The organism is Variovorax sp. ZS18.2.2, from assembly GCF_024701975.1.
GTDB lineage: Bacteria > Pseudomonadota > Gammaproteobacteria > Burkholderiales > Burkholderiaceae_C > Variovorax.
Map to the genome: position 1 here is coordinate 460665 of NZ_JANLNM010000003.1, position 17467 is coordinate 478131.

Consider the following 17467-nt stretch of genomic DNA (forward strand, 5'->3'; position numbering starts at 1 on the left):
CGGGGCGCGCATGGACGATCGTGACCTGCTGCGCTACTCGCGGCACATCCTCCTTGAAGAGTTCGGCATCGACGGCCAGGCGCGCGTCAGTGCCGGCCGCGCATTGGTCATCGGCGCGGGCGGATTGGGTTCTCCCGTCGCGCTCTACCTGGCAGCAGCCGGCGTCGGCCACATCACGCTGGTGGACGACGACGAAGTCGATCTCACCAACCTCCAGCGCCAGGTCGCGCACACCAATGCCCGCGTGGGCAGCCCCAAGGTCGAGTCCGCCGCACAGGCGATGCGCGACATCAACCCCGACATCGCCATCGAGACGCATGCCCTGCGCGCCGACGAAGCCTTGCTGTCGCTCCTCGTCGCGGCAGCCGACGTGGTGGTCGATTGCTGCGACAACTTCGCCACGCGCCATGCGGTCAACCGCGCCTGCGTGACGCACGGCAAGCCATTGGTGGCAGGCGCCGCCATTCGTTTCGACGGCCAGTTGAGCGTGTACGACACGCGCGACGCGGCCTCCCCCTGCTACGCCTGCCTGTTCCCGCCCGATGCGGCCTTCGAGGAAACGCGCTGCGCGGTGCTGGGTGTGTTCGGCCCTGTGGTTGGGACCATCGGCACGCTGCAGGCCAGCGAGGCCTTGAAGCTGCTCGCGGGCATCGGTCCTTCGCTTGCAGGCAAGCTGCTGATGTTCGACGGACGCAGCACCAGCTTCGACACGCTGCGCGTGGCGCGCGACCCGCACTGCAGCGTCTGCGCGCAACGCCCGGCGACACCCCTGTCCTAGCCTGCCTCAGGGCTGCTTCGCGCCCTTGGCCCTGGCTGCGCCCTGGGCCGCGGCACCGGCGGTGGGCTTGTTGGCCTCCGCCACCACGTCCTTGCAATCGGCATCCTGCCCCGGCCCGGTCTCGATGGTCGCGGCCAGCGCCAGCAGCGGGTTGACGGCGCCCAGAGCGAGCGCGGCCAGCCCTCGTCCGGCCAGCGGCCCGATCTCGACCCCACCCGAAGGCGCACCAAAAGTGCCGCGCACCACCAGCGGCGTGCGCAGCGAGAGGATGTTCTTCGACTTGGGCTCCGGACGGACGACGAAGTCGAGCGTTTCATTGGCCAGGCTGGCCTGCCCGGTGGCGATGAACACCGCGTTGGTCGTGTCCACCACGAGCGTGCGCCCGGTCATCAGGCCCTTGTCGACGTCGAACGCCAAGGCCGCACAGCGCAGCTCGACGTTGCGGTCGCCGCGCAGCAGGAACTTGATGATGTCCCCGCCCACCAGCGTCGCGAACACCGGCAGCAGGTTGCCGAACTGGCCTCGCCCGGCCATCACCGCCACATCGCCCGACGAGCCGCCGAGCCACGTGGCCACCGAGTTGCCCGAACCCGAGAGGTTGAGCCGCCCGTCGAGCCGGCCGACGCTGTTGCCCGTGGTTTCCAGCTTGGGGAACAGGCGCGCGAGCTGCATGCCGCGCAGTTCGAGCGAGGCGCGGATGTCCGCCGGATTCTTCGCCGCGTCGATGCGGATCGCGCCAGCCAGCTTGCCGCCGCCCACGCCCAGGTCGAGCGGATCGAGCGTCAGCACGCCGTCTTTCAGCTTCACCTGCACGCTGCCGCGGTCGAGCGGGATCTCGCGCACGTTCTGGATGCGGTCGGCCGCGTACTTGACGTCGGCATTCATGGCGCGCAGGCGCTCGAAGTCCAGCGGCGCCGTCGGCAGCACCTTGGCGCCGGCCGGGCGCTTGACCTGCGTGATGCTCGGCGGCGGCGCCACGCCTTCGACCGCGCTGGCCGATCGCGCCGTGGGCGGCAGGCCGATGAGCGGACCGAGGTCGTCCATGTCCATCACCTTCGAGCGCAGGTCGCCGGCCAGGTGCGGCACCTGGGTGGCCTGGTCGAAGCGCATGTCCCCGGCAATGTCGGACAGGCCCAGCTTGCCCTTGAGCCCGGCCACCTGCCAGAGCGTGCCGCGCTTGCTGAGGTCGCCGGTCAGCGCATAGGGCGAGGTTTGCGGCAGCGCGATGCCCAGCAGCGGGAACAGCGCGCCCAGCGTCTGGCCCTTGAGCTGGAACTTCGCGTCGATGCCATCGAGCCCCGCCAGTTCAGCCACCGTGCCGGACGCCTTCAGCTTGGTCTGGCCGGCGGCCGCATTGATCTCGAGCGGGAACGGCGGCGCGCCCGTCGCGTTGATCTGCAGCACGTTGCCCGTGCGCCCGTCGGCCGTCAGCGGCTGGCCCTTGTAGCGGCCCTTGATGCGGTAGCTCAGGGGCATCGCGCCCAGGCTCGTGTCGTATTTCACGTCGGCGTGCAGGTCGACGCCCAAGTGCTTGGCAAGGAAGTCGATGGCCCCGCTGTCGATCTGCATGAGGCCGATGCTCGGCACCGTGCCTCCGTCAGAGGTGTCCTTGCCGAGCGCCCAGGTGCGACGCCCGTCCTGCTCCATCTGCAGTCCGAGCGTGGGAGAGAAAAGCGCGAGCCGCGGAATGACGATCTTGCTGGTGACCAGTGGCCAGATCCGGATGTCGAACTCGGCGCGGTCCGCCTTGACGAGATAAGGGTCGCGTGCCCACGAGGGGTTGGCGAACTCGATGCCGTCGAACTTGATGGTGGCGGCGCGCCAGCCCAGGTCCACGTCGAGCCGCCGCGTGATCTCGAACTTGCGCCCGGTCTTCTCGCTCACGTAGCGGTTGACCGGCTCGCGCAGCACGTCCCACGGAAAGAACATGAGAACGACCAGCAAGGCGACGAACAGCAGCACGAGCGACGCCAGCAATTTTTGCCACAGCGGGCGGGGGCCAAGGATGTTCGTAGCCATGTCTGCTTGGATAACCTTTTTCAAACCACTCACGGGTCGGCAATGGGCCGCACCGACCGTGCGGTATTGCCTACGGACGATGCGCGGCAAGCCGAGTCGTCGGAACGCGCCTACAACACCCGGCCCATGAACCCTGCATGATGCGCTTCGGCGAAGCCTCAAGGTCCACGTGCAGGCATTCCCTACAGCGGGACGCTTGGGATACACCCGCCAACGTGAGAGGAAGCGCGGCTCGGCATGGACTCCAGATTGCAGACATACGTCGTCGAAGACAACCTCACGATCCGTGAAAACCTCATTGGCACTCTGGAAGAACTCACTTGCACCACGGTCGTCGGGTTCGCCGAGACCGAAGACCACGCACGCGCATGGCTGCTCCACGCCGACAACAAGTGGGACCTTGCCATCGTCGATCTTTTTCTCAAGCAGGGAAGCGGCCTCGGTGTTCTGCAGGCCTGCCGGTCACGCAGTCCGACCCAGAAGGTGGTGGTGCTCAGCAACTATGCGACGCCCGACATCCGTCGGCGCTGCGCCGAATTCGGTGTGGACGCGGTGTTCGACAAGTCGAACGAGATCGACGCACTGGTCGACTTCTGCATCCAGCAGGCGAAGGCATTGCGCGCTTCGCCCTGAACCTGGACGCTCAATCGATGAGCTTGTTCTTCAACGCGTAGTACGTCAGGTCGCTGTTGGAGGAGAGATTCATCTTCTCCATCAGGCGCGTGCGGTAGGTGCTCACCGTCTTCACCGACAGCGACAGCGTCTTGGCGATGTCGCCCGCGGTCTCGCCCTTGGCCAGCTTCAGGAACACCTGGAACTCGCGCTCCGACAGTTGCTCGTGCGGCGCGGCGTCGTCCTTGCGGTCCAACTGGCGTGCGAGCAGTTCGGCGACGGCGGGCGTGATGTAGCGGCGGCCCAGCGAGATGGTGCGGATGGCGTTCACGATATCGATCGGATCGCATTCCTTGTTCAAATACCCGCTCGCGCCCTGGCGGATCAGGTTCATCGCGTAGTGCTCTTCGGGGTAGCCGCTCAGGATCAGGATGCCGACGTCCGGCGCCTTGGCGCGGATCATGGCCAGCGCGTCGATTCCGCTCTGTCCCGGCATCGAAAGGTCCATGACCAGCACGTCCAGCTCGGTGGTGCGCACCAGTTCGATGGCTTCGCGCCCGCTGGCCGCCTCGCCCGCCACGCGCAGGTCCACGTGCTCGGAGAAGAACTGCCGGAGCCCCGATCGCACGATGGCGTGGTCGTCCACAATTCCAATTTTGATCATCTGTTACTTTCGTCGTTGTGTTGCGCGCATCTAGGCCGCAACATGCCGGTCCCTGAATTGTTGTCAATTATTCACGAACTTGCGTTGAACGCAGCTTTGAAAGTTTCATGCACTGGCTAGCCCCTCCAAGAATGGCCTTGAGCCTGCTGCTCGCGGCGCTGGCTGCACTGGCCCTGATCGGCATCAACGAGGCCGGCTTTCGCCAGTCCACGCGATCCCTGGCGGACATTGACGAGGCGCAAAGGGGGCGCGGCGTGGTCAACCAGATCCTGCAGAACATGCTCGACGCCGAAACCGGCCAGCGGGGCTATCTGCTGACGGGCGAGGCCAGCTACCGGCAACCCTACGACACGGCGATCAAGCAGGTCGACGGCAATCTCGCGACCCTGCGGCAGCTGTACGTCGACCGGCCGGCCGAACTGGCCCAGATCGCCGAGCTTTCGAAGCACGTGCTGCGCAAGGTGGCCGAGATGGACATGAGCGTGCGGCTGCGTCAGGACGGCAAGGAAGACGCCTGGAAGTTCGTCATCACGACCGACGTCGGGCGGGAAGAGATGGACGCCATCCGCGCCACCGCCCTCCAGCTGATCAACGTGAGCAACAAGACCCTGCACGATGGCCAGGTGCAGGTGCTGCGGTCGCTGCAGCTCGCGCGCATCGGCACGGCCGTCGTGGCGCTCGCGGCGCTGATCGCCTTCTTCCTCTACCTGCGGCAGACGCACGCCTTGCACTCCATCGGCGAGCGCCAGCAGGAAGCCCTGCAGCGCGAACGCAACGCACTCGAAGACGAGGTGCGCGAGCGCACCGCCTCGCTGGCCGAGCTGGCCACCCACCTGCAGGACGTGCGGGAAACCGAGCGCGGCTACCTGGCGCGCGAGCTGCACGACGAGCTCGGCTCGCTGCTCACTGCCGCCAAGCTCGATGTGGCGCGCCTGAAGTCGCGGCTGGCCGAGTCGCCCGATGCCATCCAGCGGCTGCAGCATCTGACCGACCTGCTCAACAGCGGCATCGCACTCAAGCGCCGCATCATCGAAGACCTGCGGCCCTCGTCGCTCTCGAACCTCGGGCTGGTCGCGTCGCTGGAGATCCTGGGGCGCGAGTTCGCCGAGCGCTCGGGGCTCCAGGTCGAGATGGCGCTGGAGCCGGTGACGCTGGACGAATCGCGCCAGCTCACGATCTACCGCATGGTGCAGGAGAGCCTGACCAACATCGGCAAGTACGCCGAAGCCGGCGAAGCGACGATCGTCATGAAGAACTACGAGAACCACGTGATCGTGGAGGTCTCGGACAACGGCAAGGGCTTCGACACGCAGCGCATGCGCCCGTCCACGCACGGCCTTGCAGGCATGCGCCATCGGGTCGAGGCGGCACGCGGCAAGCTCACGATTTCGTCGACGCCCGGCCGGGGCACGCGCCTGAGCGCGATGCTGCCGGTCGTCAAACCCGCCTGAGCGCCGTTCGCAAGGAACGGCATTCGCGGCATTGCGTCACACCCCGGCTCGGGTGGACTCGGTCGTCTCCTACGCTCCCCGCCCCCGGTCGCTGACAGGGTGCCGGGGGGCCTCCACTTAAGGTTGCTCCTGTGCCATCCGATGCTTCCCGTGAAGACCGGATGCGCCATTCTCAAAAACAACGAGGGAAGCCTCGAAGGAGTTCCACATGTTGCATTACGCCGTGGTGTTTCTGGTCATCGCACTCATTGCCGCCCTGTTCGGCTTCGGTGGGATCGCTGCCAGCGCAGTCGGGATTGCCAAGATTCTTTTCGTGATCTTCGCCGTGCTTGCCATTGCGAGCTTCCTGGCCGGCTTGCTACGACGCAAGTAGCGTAGTTACGATCAACAGGCTCCCGCATTTCATCTTCCCGGAAAGGACTTTCACATGAACACCACGACCAAGACCCCTTCGCAACTCGCCGACGACGCGCGCCAGACCGCCAACGATGCGGTCGAATCGACCCGCGCCTACGCTCAGAACGCGGTGAATGCGGCGGGCGAAAAGGTCCGCGAACTGCGCCGCGATGCCGAGCCTGCCGTCGAGCAGCTCGCAGCCCGTGTGCAGCAAGCCGTTCAGCGCGGCCTGGACGCCGCATCGACCACGAGCGCACGCGCCCAGCGCCGCATCGAGGCCGCCGCCGACGTCACGGGCCGCTACATCTCCGACCAACCCGTTCGCTCGGTGCTGCTGGCTGCCGCAGCCGGCGCCGCCATCACGGCCCTCATCGTGCTGGCCAGCCGCCGCAGCCGGGACGACTACTGATCCGTTGAGCTTCTTCCGTTCCCTCGATCCCCGGCACCATGCTTCATCCGATTTTCTCCACGGTGCTCGGGCATCCGGAACTCGTCGCTGAACACCTCGCCAACTACGCCGCCCTCGTCCGCCAGGAATCCGCAGAGGCGGGACGCGGCCTCGTCGCCCGCATCGTCGCGGGGGTGCTGGCAGCGGCCAGCGTCATGCTGGCCCTCGGGCTGATCGGCGTGGCCGTGCTGCTCGGCGTGCTGCATGGCAGCTTTCACTGGGTGCTGGTGGCCGTGCCGGCGGTGGCCGTGGTGATCGCGGTCATCTGCGGCTGGTACGCGGCGCGCCCCAGCCCGAGCTACGGTTTCGACGACCTTCGCTCCCAACTGGAGGCCGACCTCCAGGCCCTGCGCGCTGCCGGAGCCGACCATGGCCAGTAGTACCGAACGCCCTCCGTTGACCCCGCAGCAGCGCCTGGCCATTTCGCGGCGTGCGCTGGTGCGGCAACTCCACGGCGGCGAGGACGCGCGCGGCCAGCCATCCGAATCCGACGACGATCTCGAATACGCGCACCACGACACCTCGACCGGACCGGCCCACGAACAACCTCGCCCGCACGGCAGAGGCAACATCTGGGGCGGCGTGGCCCGCAGCGTCGTGCAACGCTGGTGGCGCCGCCACCCGGCCCATGCGGTGGGCCAGCTCGCCCGCCCCCTGCTCGAGCATTACGCGCGCAAAGAGCCGGCCAAGCTCATGGCCGCGGCCGCGGCCACCGGCGCCTTGCTGGTGCTCGTGAAGCCGTGGCGGCTGCTGTCGGTCACAGCCGTGCTGGCAGCGGTGCTCAAGACATCCGACGTGGCTGACGTCGTCAACACGTTGATGCAGAAGACCTCAAGCCCCCCACGAAAGGACCCTCCATGAAAGGACCCTCCATGAAAGCCGATGCTTCCTCCTCCCGCAAGGCAGCGGATTCGCACAAGCACCTGGTGCTGGACCAGGGCGCGATCGACGCCGCCGGCAAGAGCCTCGACGATGGTGCCGTGACGCCCAGCTACGGGCCATGGCGCGACGACGTCGTCAAGCTGCTGAACGACGCGCTCGCCACCGAACTGGTGTGCGTGCTGCGCTACAAGCGCCACTACTTCACCGCCAACGGCGTCGCCTCGCCCAAGATCGCCGAAGAGTTCCTGGTGCACGCCAACGAAGAATCGGCGCATGCCGACCGCATTGCCGAGCGCATCGTGCAACTGGGCGGCGAGCCCGACTTCGCGCCCGGCCACCTGCTCGAGCGCAGCCACGCGGGCTACGACGAATCGACCGACCTGCAGGCCATGGTGCGCGCCAACCTCGTGGCCGAGCGCATCGCGGTGGAGTCGTACCGCCAGATGATCGTGCTGATCGGCGACAAGGATCCAACCACGCGTCGCATGCTCGAAGACATTCTTTCCGATGAGGAAGAGCATGCCGACGAGCTGAAGGACTGGCTCGGCCACTGATCGACAGCCCCGGGCCTGAACGGCCTGCCCAAGAAAAAGCCCGGACGAACCGGGCTTTTTCATTGGGGCTGGAAGAAGAACGATCAGCTCTTCACTTCGAGCTCGTTCCTCACCGAGGTCACGCCCTGCACGCCCTTGGCGATTTCCTCGGCGCGAGCCTTGGCAGCCGCCGTGGGGGCCGGGCCCTTCAGGCTCACGGCGCCACCCTTGGTGTCGACGTTGATCTTGATCGCGCTCAGGTCCGGATCCTTCGCGAGGCCCGCGGACACCGACGCGGTGATGGCGGCGTCGTCCACCGTTGCGCTCACGGCGGCGCCGGCGTCCTTGGCGGCTTCCTTCACATTGGCCATGCCTTCCTTCACCTCGGAGGTGGTGCCTGACGCATCGACCTTCGCCTTGGCGTCCTTCACGGCCTCGCCGGTCTTGGCGGCGGCGGTTTCGGCCGCCTGCTCGGTCTTGGCCACTGCGCTGTCGAGCTTTTCGCCCGCCGTGCGGTTGTCCGACTTGTCGCAGGCCGCCAGCGTCAGCGCAGCGCCGGCCACGAGCACGGCGAGCCATGCGCGCGAAGACGGCATGGCGATGGGTTGATGGGGTTTGTTCATGGGAATCCTCCAGTCAATCGTTCGCACGGGAATGGAACGAGAAAAGGGTTGCGCCTGTCTTGCAACGCTCGCGGCGCAACCTGGGTCGGTCACAGCTTGTCGGCGCCCGACTTGATGGCGTCCTTGGCCTTTTCCTTCACGTCGCCGTAGGTCTTCTGCACCTTGCCGGCGGCCTGGTCGGCGATGCCTTCGCCTTCGAGCTTTTCGTTGCCGACAACCTTGCCGGCCACTTCCTTGAGCTTGCCCTTGGCTTCTTCGACGCGGCCTGCCACTTGGTCCTTGTTCATGTCGTTTCCTTGCTGAGTAGATTGATGAGACGGTGGAACCGGGATGGCCCACTCATTTCAATCTAGTCGCCACCTGGCGTCCGGGGATGTCGCCGGCACCCCGAAGCGGTGTAGGACAACAAGGCTCAAGCCGTGACGATCCATCCTTCAAGCGGATCGAACTGCACGGGCAACCCGTAGCCCGGCCCGGGGCTCGCGGCACGCTGCAGGCCCCATGCAGCCTGCACAAGACACAGCACCGCATCGATGTGATCGCCGCGGGCATCGGCCAGCAATTCGGTGCGCTGTTTTGCGGTGAGCTGCAGCCGCAGGCCGAGCCGCGTTGCGCCCGCCTCCAGCGCGGCAAGCAGGTCGGTGCGGGCCGCTAGGCGCTCGGGCGTCTGCTTCGCGAGATCGTCGCTCTTGTAGCTGCGGCGCCCGATCAATTCGCGCGCCAGCAGGCCCGGGTAGGCCTCCAATGCGATGCGGTCCTTGCGACTGCCCACGTGCAGGCCCGGCAGACTGGCGCCAGCCGCCAGCAACGGCGGCACGCCGGCGTGCAGCATGAAGGCGACCGGCGGATTGACCCACTTCATCGATGAGCTCGATCCCGCGGGCGCATCGGTGGCTCGGTGCGCGAACTTGCCGCCGACGGGCCGTGCGGCGCAGAAGGCGGCGAAGGTGTCGCGGATCTCGGCGCGACTCAGGCTCGCGTAGTGCGCCATCAGCGGCGCCCATTCGAGCGGCCATTTCAGGTGCTCGACCAGTTCGCGCGGCAGGCTGAATGGAAAGTCGAAACCGCCGACCCATGCGGGCGTATCGCGCAGCCATTGGCCCCAGGCTTCGAGCGTCGCGAAGCATTGAAGGCTGGTCAGCCTGACGCTGCCAGTGCCGGCCATCTCACCGATGGCCACCACGATCGGCTTGCGTGTCGTCGGCGCGCTCGAGAAATCGCAGCCGAAGAGCATGGGTCAGCCCAGCGCGAGCGCCACGACGCCGGCGGCGATGAAGAGCGCGCCCAGCAGCCGCAACAGCCGATCGCCTTCGCGCAACAGATGCCCGCCGATCAGCGCGGCGAACAGCATCGACACCTCGCGCGCCGGCGCGACGTGCGAGATCGGCGCCTGCTGCACCGCATAGAGCACGAGCACATAGGACACCGGGCTGATCACCGCCACGAGCAGCGCGTACTTCCACTGCTCGCGCCACATGCGTGCGGTCGTCGCACGGTCCTGCAGCGCGGCGGGAAGCAGCAACACGAGGCGCACGAAGTTGCTCATGTAGTCGAGCAGGATCGGCGACATCGCGAGGAACTTGACCGCATAGCTGTCGGCGACCGTGTAGGCCGCGATGAAGGCGCCTGTCAGCATGCCGTAGCGGATGCCCTTCTGGACGCGCTCGCGCTGCGCCGGGTCATGCTTCCTGTGAAAGAGGCGCGGACCGCCGGCCACGAGGAACACGCCGAGCACCACGCCGAAGATGCCGGCCACGCCGACGAGGCTGATCTTCTCGCCGAGAAACAGGATCGCGACCAGCGACGACAGCAGAGGTCCAGAGCCGCGCGCCAGCGGATAGACCACGGTGAGGTCGGACTTGCGGTAGCCGCGCAGCAGGATGACGTAATAAAAGACGTGCAGCACGCCACTCAGCGCGATGAAGCCCCACTCTTTCACGCCCCAGGTCGGCACAACGCTCCAGCCCAGCACGATGCCCACGGGCGCCCACACAAAGGCCATGAACACGCCGCTCTGGAACGCGAAGCGCGCGTCGCCGTTCGCCTTCTTGGCGGCAATGTTCCAGCTGGCATGAATGATCCCGGCGAGCAGGATCAGCGCAAACGCGGAGAGCGGCACGCCGAGCTACGCGAGGCCGAGCGCCGCCGGGCCGCCCCAAGGCGCGAGCGGCCCCCTCGGGGGGCAGCGAGGACACGAAGTGCCGAGCGTGGGGGCCACGTGCTTAGTGGCGGCCGACGATGGCGGCGGTGGCCATCAGTTCTTCCAGCAGCGCCAGAGACACCTTGCCCGAGACCTTGTAGGGGTCGAGTTCGGGCTTTTCCGAATACTTGAGCAGCGTCGAGGCATTGAGCTTCGAGAGGTTGACCTGCCCCATCGTCCAGCCGCCGAAACGGCGCTCGGCGATTTCTTCGTAGTGCAGCAGCACCACGTCCTTGTGGCGCGCATCGCGCTGGATGTGGCCGTAGAGATCGCTGATGGCGTCGCGCCCGCCCTCGATGGCCTGCAGGAAGGTGCCGGCACCGTAGCAGAGGATGCCGGTGATGCCGCACGCCGGGTTGTGCGTGCGCGACTTCGTGAGGATCGCCTCGACGGCCGCGGGGCTGGTGTCGACGGCGCGGCTCGCGTAGAGAAGACGGACCAGCATGTTCAGCTCTTTCTCGGCAGGAGGGAAAGGAATTCGCGGCGCAGGCTCGGGTCCTTGAGGAACACGCCGCGCATCACGGAATTGATCATCTTGCTGTCCATTTCCTTCACGCCGCGCCAGGCCATGCAGAAGTGCTCGGCTTCCATGACGAGCGCAAGGCCGTCGGGCTGCGTCTTTTCCTGGATCAAGTCGGCGAGTTGCACCACGGCTTCTTCCTGGATCTGCGGACGCCCCATCACCCATTCGGCAAGGCGCGCGTACTTCGACAGGCCGATCACGTTGGTGTGCTCGTTGGGCATCACGCCGATCCAGAGCTTGCCGATGATCGGGCAAAAGTGGTGCGAGCAAGCGCTGCGCACGGTGATCGGGCCAACGATCATCAGCTCGTTCAGGTGCTCGGCGTTGGGGAATTCGGTGAGCGGGGGCGGCGGCACGTAGCGGCCGCGGAACACCTCGTTGAGGTACATCTTGGCAACCCGGCGCGCGGTGTTGTCGGTGTTGTGGTCGTTCTTGACGTCGATGACGAGGCTCTCGAGAACGCCCTTCATCTTGACCTCGACCTCGTCGAGCAGCGCCTCCAGTTCGCCGGGTTCGATGAACTCGGCGATGTTGTCGTTGGCGTTGAAGCGCTTTCGCGCTGCATTCAGGCGCTCGCGGATCTTGACGGAGACGGGCGTACCCTCGTCATCGTCTTTTCGATCGGGGAGCGGTTCGACGTCGGTTTTCCTCAGCATGGCGGGGATCGTACCAGTGAATGGCTCCAGGACATTCGGGCTGCAACGCCCGTCCCTTCTCGGAGCAATGCTATCAATTAGGTAGCGTGAAGTCGGCTACCAACGGGAGGTGATCGGACATGCGGGCCCAGATCGGACCGCGCGGCACGGTGCACGAGAGCGGCTCGAGCTTGCGGCCGTAGACGAAATCGAGCTGCGCCACCGGCAGCCGCGAGGGGTAGGTGAGCGTGCGCGGGCCGCGCAGGTCGCTGGCGTCGCGCAGACCCATCGCGTTCATGGCGTAGCGCATGCGCGCGCCCCAGTCGTTGAAATCGCCGGCCACGACCACAGCCTCGTGAGCCGGCACCTCGCGGTCGATGAATTCGCGCAGGCGCGCGATCTGCCGCACGCGGCTGCCCTTGATGAGGCCCAGGTGCACCACGATGGCGTGCACCGGCTGCCCTTCGACTTCGATCACGACGTGCAGCAGCCCGCGCTGTTCGAAGCGGTGGTCGGAGATGTCCTGGTGGCCGGTGCGGATCACCGGCCAGCGCGTGAGCAGCGCATTGCCGTGCTCGCCATGGCGCGTGACGGCGTTGGTCTCGTAGACCGCGGTGTAGCCCTCGGGTGCGAGGAAGTCGGCCTGCGGCAGCTCGGGCCAACGCGCGAAGCGGGCCGCGGCCTGCCGGTTCATCTTGCGCACTTCCTGCAGGCAAATGATGTCGGCATCGAGCTGCTCGATGGCGTGGCCGAGGTTGTGGATCTCGAGCCGCCGGGCGGGCCCGATGCCCTGCACACCCTTGTGGATGTTGTAGGTCGCGACCCGGAGGTTGTTGGCTGCTGTTGCGGCTACCGGCTGGTTCATCGCGCAAATTCTGGCAGCAACAGAATGGCTTCGGCGTTCGATGGGGAAAAGCACGCATCGGCCGCTTCGTGGTACGGCAGCCATTGCCAGTCGGTGTGCTCGCGCGGATCGAGTGTGGGCGTCAGGCGCTCGGGCACGCAGAGGCCGAACAGGTGCTCGGTGTTGTGCGTGACACCGGGCTCGTAGCGCGCGCGCCATCCGGGATAGATCTCGTAGATGTTGCTCAGCTGCCAGTCGACCAGCTGCGAGGCCAGCGCGGTGCCCTCGCAGCATTCGATACCGGTTTCCTCGGCCACCTCGCGCGCGGCGGTGAGCGCGAGCGGCTCATCGACCGCATCTTTGCTGCCGGTGACCGATTGCCAGAACTCGTTGGCATCGGCACGCCGGATCAGCAGCACGTCGAGCGCCAGCGTGTGAATCACGACCAGCACCGACTCCGGGATCTTCCAGGGCCGGGGGCTGGTCGTCATGGCCGTATCAGGCGGCTTGGGGGGTGTTGCGCAGCTTGATGTGCAGTTCGCGCAGTTGCTTCTCGTCGACCGGGCTCGGCGCCTGCGTCAGCAGGTCTTGTGCGCGTTGGGTCTTGGGGAAGGCGATCACGTCGCGGATCGACTCGGCGCCGGTCATCAGCATGACCAGACGGTCCAGGCCGATGGCGATGCCGCCGTGCGGCGGTGCGCCGTACTGCAGCGCGTCGAGCAGGAAGCCGAACTTGAGCTGCGCGTCCTCGGCGCTGATCTTCAGCGCGCGGAACACCTTGCTCTGCACTTCCTCGCGGTGGATACGCACCGAACCGCCGCCCATCTCGATGCCGTTGAGCACCATGTCGTAGGCCTTGGCGATGCACTTCTCGGGGGCCGTGTCCATGAGGTCTTCATGGCCGTCCTTCGGTGCGGTGAACGGGTGGTGCACGGCGCTCCAGCGCTGGCCTTCCTCGTCGAACTCGAACATCGGGAAGTCGACCACCCAGAGCGGCGCCCAGCGGTCGTCGAACAGGCCGCTCTTCTTGCCGAAAGCGCTGTGGCCGATCTTCACGCGCAGCGCGCCGATGGCGTCATTGACGACCTTTTCCTTGTCGGCGCCGAAGAACAGGATGTCGCCGTTGCGCGCACCCGTGCGGGCGATGATCTCGGCCAGCGTGGCGTCGTCGAGGTTCTTCACGATCGGGCTCTGCAGGCCTTCGCGGCCGGCTTGCGCATCGTTGACCTTGATGTAGGCGAGGCCCTTGGCGCCGTAGATCTTGACGAACTCTTGATACGCATCGATTTCACCGCGCGACAGGCCACCCTCGGCGCCACCGCCAGGCACGCGCAATGCGACCACGCGGCCGTCCTTTTGCGTCGCGGCGTTCGAGAACACCTTGAACTCGACCCGCTTCATCAGCTCGGTGAGTTCGGTGAACTCGAGCTTCACGCGCAGGTCGGGCTTGTCGGAGCCGTACTTGAACATCGCGTCGCCGTACGTCATGGTCGGGAACACCGGCAGGTCGATGCCCGCGGCGTTGCGGAACATGGTGCGGACCATGCCTTCGAACATCTCGCGGATTTCTTCTTCGGCGAGGAACGAGGTCTCGATGTCGATCTGCGTGAATTCGGGCTGGCGGTCGGCGCGCAGGTCTTCGTCGCGGAAGCACTTCACGATCTGGTAGTAGCGGTCGTAGCCGGCCACCATCAGCAGCTGCTTGAAGAGCTGCGGCGACTGCGGCAGCGCGAAGAAGCTGCCGTCGTGCACGCGGCTGGGCACGAGGTAGTCGCGCGCTCCTTCGGGCGTGGACTTGCCGAGCATCGGCGTCTCGATGTCGATGAAGCCATTGGCATCGAGGAACTTGCGCGTTTCCATCGTCACCTTGTAGCGCAGCATCATGTTGCGTTGCATGGCCGGGCGGCGCAGGTCGAGCACGCGGTGCGTGAGGCGGGTGGTTTCCGAGAGGTTGTCGTCGTCCAGCAGGAACGGCGGCGTGACCGACGGGTTGAGCACCTTGAGCTCGTGGCACAGCACTTCGATCTTGCCGCTCTTGAGCTGGTCGTTGGTCGTGCCTTCGGGACGTGCGCGCACCAGGCCGGTGATCTGGATGCAGAACTCGTTGCGCAGGTTCTCGGCGACGGCGAAGGTGGAGGCGCGATCGGGGTCGCACACCACCTGCACGTAGCCTTCGCGGTCACGCACGTCGATGAAGATCACGCCGCCGTGGTCGCGGCGACGGTTGACCCAGCCGCACAGGGTGACGGTCTGGCCCAACAGGGCTTCGGTCACAAGACCGCAATAGTGAGTACGCATGGCCATAGGGATGACTTCCGGCGCCGTCGTGGCGCGTTCGTTTTTATGAGTTGGATGGCTTGATCGCCACCGTGGAGGGGCCGCCTGGAACGACCACGCCCATCGAGACGATGTACTTGAGCGCTTCGTCCACGCTCATCTTCAGTTCGATGCAGTCGCTGCGCTTGAGCATCACGAAATAGCCGCCCGTGGGGTTGGGCGTGGTCGGCACGTAGACACTGAGAAATTCCTCGGTGCCCAGGTGCTCGGCCACCTCGTTGCCCGGCGCGCCGGTCACGAAGGCGATGGTCCACACGTTTTCGCGCGGCCACTGGACCAGCACCGCCGTGCGGAATGCATTGCCGTTCTCGGAGAACAGCGTGTCCGAGACCTGCTTGACGCTCGAATAGATCGAGCGCACGACCGGAATGCGCCGCACCACGGCATCGCCCCAGCCGAGCAGGCGCTTGCCGACGAAGTTGCTCGCAATGGCGCCGACCACCAGCAGGATGGCCAGCGTGAGCAGCACGCCCAGGCCGCGGATGTTGTTCTCGAACAGCCATTTCTGCCAGACGGCCGGGAGCACCCACAGCGTCTGGTCCAGCGTGTCGATGATCCACTTCAGCACCGCCAGGGTGATGAACAGCGGAACGATCACCAGCAAGCCGGAGAACAGCCATTTGCGCAGGGCGAGCATGGATAGGAGTTTCAATCGCCGCTCTTGGCGGCAGGGGCCGGCGCGGGTGCGGGAGCCGCGGGTGCAGGCGCAGGGCTGGCCGCAGCGGCGGTGGAGGAAGAAGATTCGGCGGGCTTGGCGCCTTCACTCGCAACGGGTACCGTCGCCGGCTCGGCCTTCTTGCCGCTGCCTTCACGGAAATCGGTCACATACCAGCCCGAGCCCTTGAGCTGGAAACCGGCGGCCGTGACCTGTTTTTCGAACGCACTCGCGCCGCACGCCGGACACACCGTGAGCGGTGCGTCGGACATCTTCTGCAAAGCATCTTTGGCAAAGCCGCAGGCGCTGCATTTGTAGGCATAGATGGGCATGGGGAAATAGGGTCCAAAAGAGCGGCGCAGCTGCCGCTCGCAAAGCCCTCGATTATAAGGGCCTACCCCGTCGCCGCGGTAACGTCAAGCGGGCCCGGTCGCCAGCGGCCGGTGCGGCGTGTGAGTGTTCGCTACCCACTGCGGCAGCAGCGAGCCGGCCACCATGCCGGTGAACGAGGCCAGCACACCCGCCAGCTGAGCCGGGAAAACGGCGCCCCAGGGCATCGCCAGGAACAGCAACCAGGTGCCGATACCCAGCAGGATCGACGCAACCGCCCCCTGCGTGGTGGCGCGGCGCCAGTACAGGCCGCACACCAGCGGCACGAACGCCCCCACCAGCGGCACCTGGTAGGCGCCCGAAACAAGTTCGTAGATCGGCGTGCCCTGCATGTGGATGGCGTAGGCCAGCACGGCGGCACTGAACAGCAGCACCGTGATGCGCATGGTCCTGAGGTTTTCGCGGTCGGTGCCCGCCGGGCGGAACTGGCGCCAGATGTTCTCGGTGAAGGTGACGCTGGGCGCCAGGAGCGTGGCCGAGGCGGTCGACTTGATGGCCGACAGCAGCGCACCAAAGAACAGCACCTGCATCACGAACGGCATCTTCTGCAGCACCAGCGTGGGCAGCACCTTCTGCGGATCTTCCTTCAGCAGCACGGCCACCTCCTCCGGCATGATCAGCAGCGCGCTGGCCACCAGGAACATCGGCACGAAGGCGAACAGGATGTACGCCACTCCGCCGATCACCGGGCCGCGCTGGGCCGCCTTGACGCTGTTGGCCGACATCACGCGCTGGAACACGTCCTGCTGCGGAATGGAACCCAGCATCATCGTGATGGCCGCGGCGAAGAAGAACACCATGTCGTGCCAGTTGGGCTCGGGCCAGAACTTGAAGAGGTCCTTGCTGACCGCGAAGGCCACCACCTTGTCGGCGCCGCCGGCCATGTTGCCGGCGAACACCGCGATCACCGCGAGGCCGGCGACCAGGATGATCATCTGGATGAAATCGGTCACCGCCACCGACCACATGCCCCCGAACAGCGTGTAGGCCAGGATCGAGACCACCCCGATCACCATGCCCAGCGGAATGCTGATGGCGCCGGCCGACAGCACGTTGAACACCAGCCCGAGCGCCGTGACCTGCGCCGAGACCCAGCCCAGGTAGCTCAGCATGATGATCAGCGTGCAGGCCACTTCCACCGTGCGGCCGTAGCGTTCGCGGTAGTAGTCGCTGATGGTCAGCAGCGTCATGCGGTAGAGCTTGCCCGCGAAGAACAGGCCCACCAGGATCAGGCAGGTGCCGGCGCCGAACGGGTCTTCGACCACGCCGTGCAGACCGCCCTCGATGAACTTGGCCGGGATGCCGAGCACCGTTTCGGACCCGAACCAGGTCGCGAAGGTGGTCGTCACGATCATGAAGAGCGGCAGGTGCCGCCCCGCGATGGCGAAGTCGGTGGTGTTCTTCACCCGCTTGGCGGCATAGAGCCCGATGGCGATGGTGACCAGCAGATAGATGACAACCAGCGTCAGCAGCACGG

22 protein-coding genes are annotated in these 17467 nt (G+C 66.2%); 8 read left to right on the forward strand and 14 right to left on the reverse strand.

Annotation, left to right across the window (positions count from 1 at the left end; all coding sequences use genetic code 11):
- Window positions 1-10: 10 nt before the first annotated feature.
- Complete coding sequence (locus NU688_RS16000) at window positions 11-778, forward strand: molybdopterin-synthase adenylyltransferase MoeB (RefSeq protein WP_257861677.1); 768 nt, start codon at window positions 11-13, stop codon at window positions 776-778.
- Between the two features lie 6 nt (window positions 779-784).
- Here NU688_RS16000 and NU688_RS16005 read toward each other — a convergent pair whose 3' ends face one another.
- Window positions 785-2797 (reverse strand): AsmA family protein, encoded by a 2013-nt coding sequence (locus NU688_RS16005; protein WP_257861678.1) that lies wholly within the window; start codon window positions 2795-2797, stop codon window positions 785-787.
- A gap of 237 nt (window positions 2798-3034) precedes the next feature.
- On the opposite strand from NU688_RS16005, the gene NU688_RS16010 reads away from it, so the two are divergent.
- Window positions 3035-3430: a response regulator gene (locus NU688_RS16010; RefSeq protein WP_257861679.1), complete on the forward strand. Its 396-nt coding sequence runs from the start codon at window positions 3035-3037 to the stop codon at window positions 3428-3430.
- Window positions 3431-3440: 10 nt separating this feature from the next.
- On the opposite strand, the gene NU688_RS16015 is transcribed toward NU688_RS16010, so the two are convergent.
- Window positions 3441-4073 (reverse strand): response regulator transcription factor, encoded by a 633-nt coding sequence (locus NU688_RS16015; RefSeq protein WP_257861680.1) that lies wholly within the window; start codon window positions 4071-4073, stop codon window positions 3441-3443.
- Between the two features lie 131 nt (window positions 4074-4204).
- Between NU688_RS16015 and NU688_RS16020 the strand changes: the two genes are divergently transcribed.
- The 6 genes from NU688_RS16020 to NU688_RS16045 all read left to right on the forward strand — a co-directional run bounded on the left by NU688_RS16020 (window position 4205) and on the right by NU688_RS16045 (window position 7804).
- Window positions 4205-5524 carry a CHASE3 domain-containing protein gene (locus NU688_RS16020; RefSeq protein WP_257861681.1) on the forward strand — a complete coding sequence of 440 codons (1320 nt, stop codon included), beginning with the start codon at window positions 4205-4207 and terminating at the stop codon, window positions 5522-5524.
- A gap of 208 nt (window positions 5525-5732) precedes the next feature.
- Window positions 5733-5897, forward strand: a complete 165-nt coding sequence (locus NU688_RS16025) for a DUF1328 domain-containing protein (RefSeq protein ID WP_013543146.1) — start codon at window positions 5733-5735, stop codon at window positions 5895-5897.
- 54 nt (window positions 5898-5951) lie between these two features.
- Entirely contained in the window at window positions 5952-6329 is a 378-nt protein-coding gene (locus NU688_RS16030; protein WP_257861682.1) for a hypothetical protein, read from the forward strand.
- A 38-nt stretch (window positions 6330-6367) separates the two neighbouring features.
- Complete coding sequence (locus NU688_RS16035) at window positions 6368-6748, forward strand: phage holin family protein (RefSeq protein WP_257861683.1); 381 nt, start codon at window positions 6368-6370, stop codon at window positions 6746-6748.
- Window positions 6738-7229 carry a hypothetical protein gene (locus NU688_RS16040; protein ID WP_257861684.1) on the forward strand — a complete coding sequence of 164 codons (492 nt, stop codon included), beginning with the start codon at window positions 6738-6740 and terminating at the stop codon, window positions 7227-7229. The genes NU688_RS16035 and NU688_RS16040 overlap by 11 nt, the downstream gene beginning before the upstream one ends.
- An 11-nt stretch (window positions 7230-7240) precedes the next feature.
- Entirely contained in the window at window positions 7241-7804 is a 564-nt protein-coding gene (locus NU688_RS16045; protein ID WP_257861685.1) for a bacterioferritin, read from the forward strand.
- An 83-nt stretch (window positions 7805-7887) separates the two neighbouring features.
- Here the strand turns inward: NU688_RS16045 and NU688_RS16050 are convergent, their stop codons facing one another.
- The 12 genes from NU688_RS16050 to NU688_RS16105 form a co-directional block, all read right to left on the reverse strand.
- The gene (locus tag NU688_RS16050; protein WP_257861686.1) at window positions 7888-8406 is read right to left on the reverse strand and encodes a BON domain-containing protein; all 519 of its coding nucleotides are present in this window, start codon (window positions 8404-8406) and stop codon (window positions 7888-7890) included.
- 89 nt (window positions 8407-8495) lie between these two features.
- Window positions 8496-8693 (reverse strand): CsbD family protein, encoded by a 198-nt coding sequence (locus NU688_RS16055; RefSeq protein ID WP_093198234.1) that lies wholly within the window; start codon window positions 8691-8693, stop codon window positions 8496-8498.
- 125 nt (window positions 8694-8818) lie between these two features.
- Window positions 8819-9640 (reverse strand): DUF429 domain-containing protein, encoded by an 822-nt coding sequence (locus NU688_RS16060; RefSeq protein WP_257861687.1) that lies wholly within the window; start codon window positions 9638-9640, stop codon window positions 8819-8821.
- Window positions 9641-9643: 3 nt separating this feature from the next.
- Window positions 9644-10525 carry a DMT family transporter gene (locus NU688_RS16065; RefSeq protein ID WP_257861688.1) on the reverse strand — a complete coding sequence of 294 codons (882 nt, stop codon included), beginning with the start codon at window positions 10523-10525 and terminating at the stop codon, window positions 9644-9646.
- A 103-nt stretch (window positions 10526-10628) separates the two neighbouring features.
- Window positions 10629-11051, reverse strand: coding sequence for a BLUF domain-containing protein (locus NU688_RS16070; RefSeq protein ID WP_257861689.1), 423 nt, complete (start codon window positions 11049-11051; stop codon window positions 10629-10631).
- Between the two features lie 2 nt (window positions 11052-11053).
- Window positions 11054-11785: a GTP cyclohydrolase I gene (folE, locus tag NU688_RS16075; RefSeq protein WP_257861690.1), complete on the reverse strand. Its 732-nt coding sequence runs from the start codon at window positions 11783-11785 to the stop codon at window positions 11054-11056.
- A gap of 73 nt (window positions 11786-11858) precedes the next feature.
- Entirely contained in the window at window positions 11859-12629 is a 771-nt protein-coding gene (locus tag NU688_RS16080) for an endonuclease/exonuclease/phosphatase family protein (protein WP_257861691.1), read from the reverse strand.
- Window positions 12626-13099: a dihydroneopterin triphosphate diphosphatase gene (nudB, locus tag NU688_RS16085; protein WP_257861693.1), complete on the reverse strand. Its 474-nt coding sequence runs from the start codon at window positions 13097-13099 to the stop codon at window positions 12626-12628. Before nudB ends, NU688_RS16080 begins: the two co-directional genes overlap by 4 nt.
- Before the next feature lie 7 nt (window positions 13100-13106).
- The gene (gene aspS / locus NU688_RS16090; RefSeq protein ID WP_257861695.1) at window positions 13107-14912 is read right to left on the reverse strand and encodes an aspartate--tRNA ligase; all 1806 of its coding nucleotides are present in this window, start codon (window positions 14910-14912) and stop codon (window positions 13107-13109) included.
- Between the two features lie 37 nt (window positions 14913-14949).
- Window positions 14950-15582, reverse strand: coding sequence for a DUF502 domain-containing protein (locus NU688_RS16095; RefSeq protein WP_206175172.1), 633 nt, complete (start codon window positions 15580-15582; stop codon window positions 14950-14952).
- An 11-nt stretch (window positions 15583-15593) separates the two neighbouring features.
- On the reverse strand, window positions 15594-15932 hold the full coding sequence (locus NU688_RS16100; protein WP_257861696.1) for an FmdB family zinc ribbon protein: 339 nt from the start codon (window positions 15930-15932) through the stop codon (window positions 15594-15596).
- Window positions 15933-16016: 84 nt separating this feature from the next.
- Window positions 16017-17465: a sodium:solute symporter family protein gene (locus tag NU688_RS16105; RefSeq protein WP_257861697.1), complete on the reverse strand. Its 1449-nt coding sequence runs from the start codon at window positions 17463-17465 to the stop codon at window positions 16017-16019.
- Window positions 17466-17467: the final 2 nt, after the last annotated feature.

Coding starts and splice junctions, on each gene's coding strand:
- NU688_RS16025 (WP_013543146.1), top strand. CDS start 5,733: ATGTTGCATTACGCCGTGGTGTTTCTGGTCATCGCACTCATTGCCGCC.
- NU688_RS16015 (WP_257861680.1), bottom strand. CDS start 4,073: ATGATCAAAATTGGAATTGTGGACGACCACGCCATCGTGCGATCGGGG.
- NU688_RS16050 (WP_257861686.1), bottom strand. CDS start 8,406: ATGAACAAACCCCATCAACCCATCGCCATGCCGTCTTCGCGCGCATGG.
- NU688_RS16040 (WP_257861684.1), top strand. CDS start 6,738: ATGGCCAGTAGTACCGAACGCCCTCCGTTGACCCCGCAGCAGCGCCTG.
- NU688_RS16035 (WP_257861683.1), top strand. CDS start 6,368: ATGCTTCATCCGATTTTCTCCACGGTGCTCGGGCATCCGGAACTCGTC.
- NU688_RS16100 (WP_257861696.1), bottom strand. CDS start 15,932: ATGCCCATCTATGCCTACAAATGCAGCGCCTGCGGCTTTGCCAAAGAT.
- NU688_RS16045 (WP_257861685.1), top strand. CDS start 7,241: ATGAAAGCCGATGCTTCCTCCTCCCGCAAGGCAGCGGATTCGCACAAG.
- folE (WP_257861690.1), bottom strand. CDS start 11,785: ATGCTGAGGAAAACCGACGTCGAACCGCTCCCCGATCGAAAAGACGAT.
- NU688_RS16000 (WP_257861677.1), top strand. CDS start 11: ATGGACGATCGTGACCTGCTGCGCTACTCGCGGCACATCCTCCTTGAA.
- NU688_RS16095 (WP_206175172.1), bottom strand. CDS start 15,582: ATGCTCGCCCTGCGCAAATGGCTGTTCTCCGGCTTGCTGGTGATCGTT.
- NU688_RS16030 (WP_257861682.1), top strand. CDS start 5,952: ATGAACACCACGACCAAGACCCCTTCGCAACTCGCCGACGACGCGCGC.
- aspS (WP_257861695.1), bottom strand. CDS start 14,912: ATGGCCATGCGTACTCACTATTGCGGTCTTGTGACCGAAGCCCTGTTG.
- NU688_RS16060 (WP_257861687.1), bottom strand. CDS start 9,640: ATGCTCTTCGGCTGCGATTTCTCGAGCGCGCCGACGACACGCAAGCCG.
- NU688_RS16055 (WP_093198234.1), bottom strand. CDS start 8,693: ATGAACAAGGACCAAGTGGCAGGCCGCGTCGAAGAAGCCAAGGGCAAG.
- nudB (WP_257861693.1), bottom strand. CDS start 13,099: ATGACGACCAGCCCCCGGCCCTGGAAGATCCCGGAGTCGGTGCTGGTC.
- NU688_RS16005 (WP_257861678.1), bottom strand. CDS start 2,797: ATGGCTACGAACATCCTTGGCCCCCGCCCGCTGTGGCAAAAATTGCTG.
- NU688_RS16080 (WP_257861691.1), bottom strand. CDS start 12,629: ATGAACCAGCCGGTAGCCGCAACAGCAGCCAACAACCTCCGGGTCGCG.
- NU688_RS16020 (WP_257861681.1), top strand. CDS start 4,205: ATGGCCTTGAGCCTGCTGCTCGCGGCGCTGGCTGCACTGGCCCTGATC.
- NU688_RS16070 (WP_257861689.1), bottom strand. CDS start 11,051: ATGCTGGTCCGTCTTCTCTACGCGAGCCGCGCCGTCGACACCAGCCCC.
- NU688_RS16010 (WP_257861679.1), top strand. CDS start 3,035: ATGGACTCCAGATTGCAGACATACGTCGTCGAAGACAACCTCACGATC.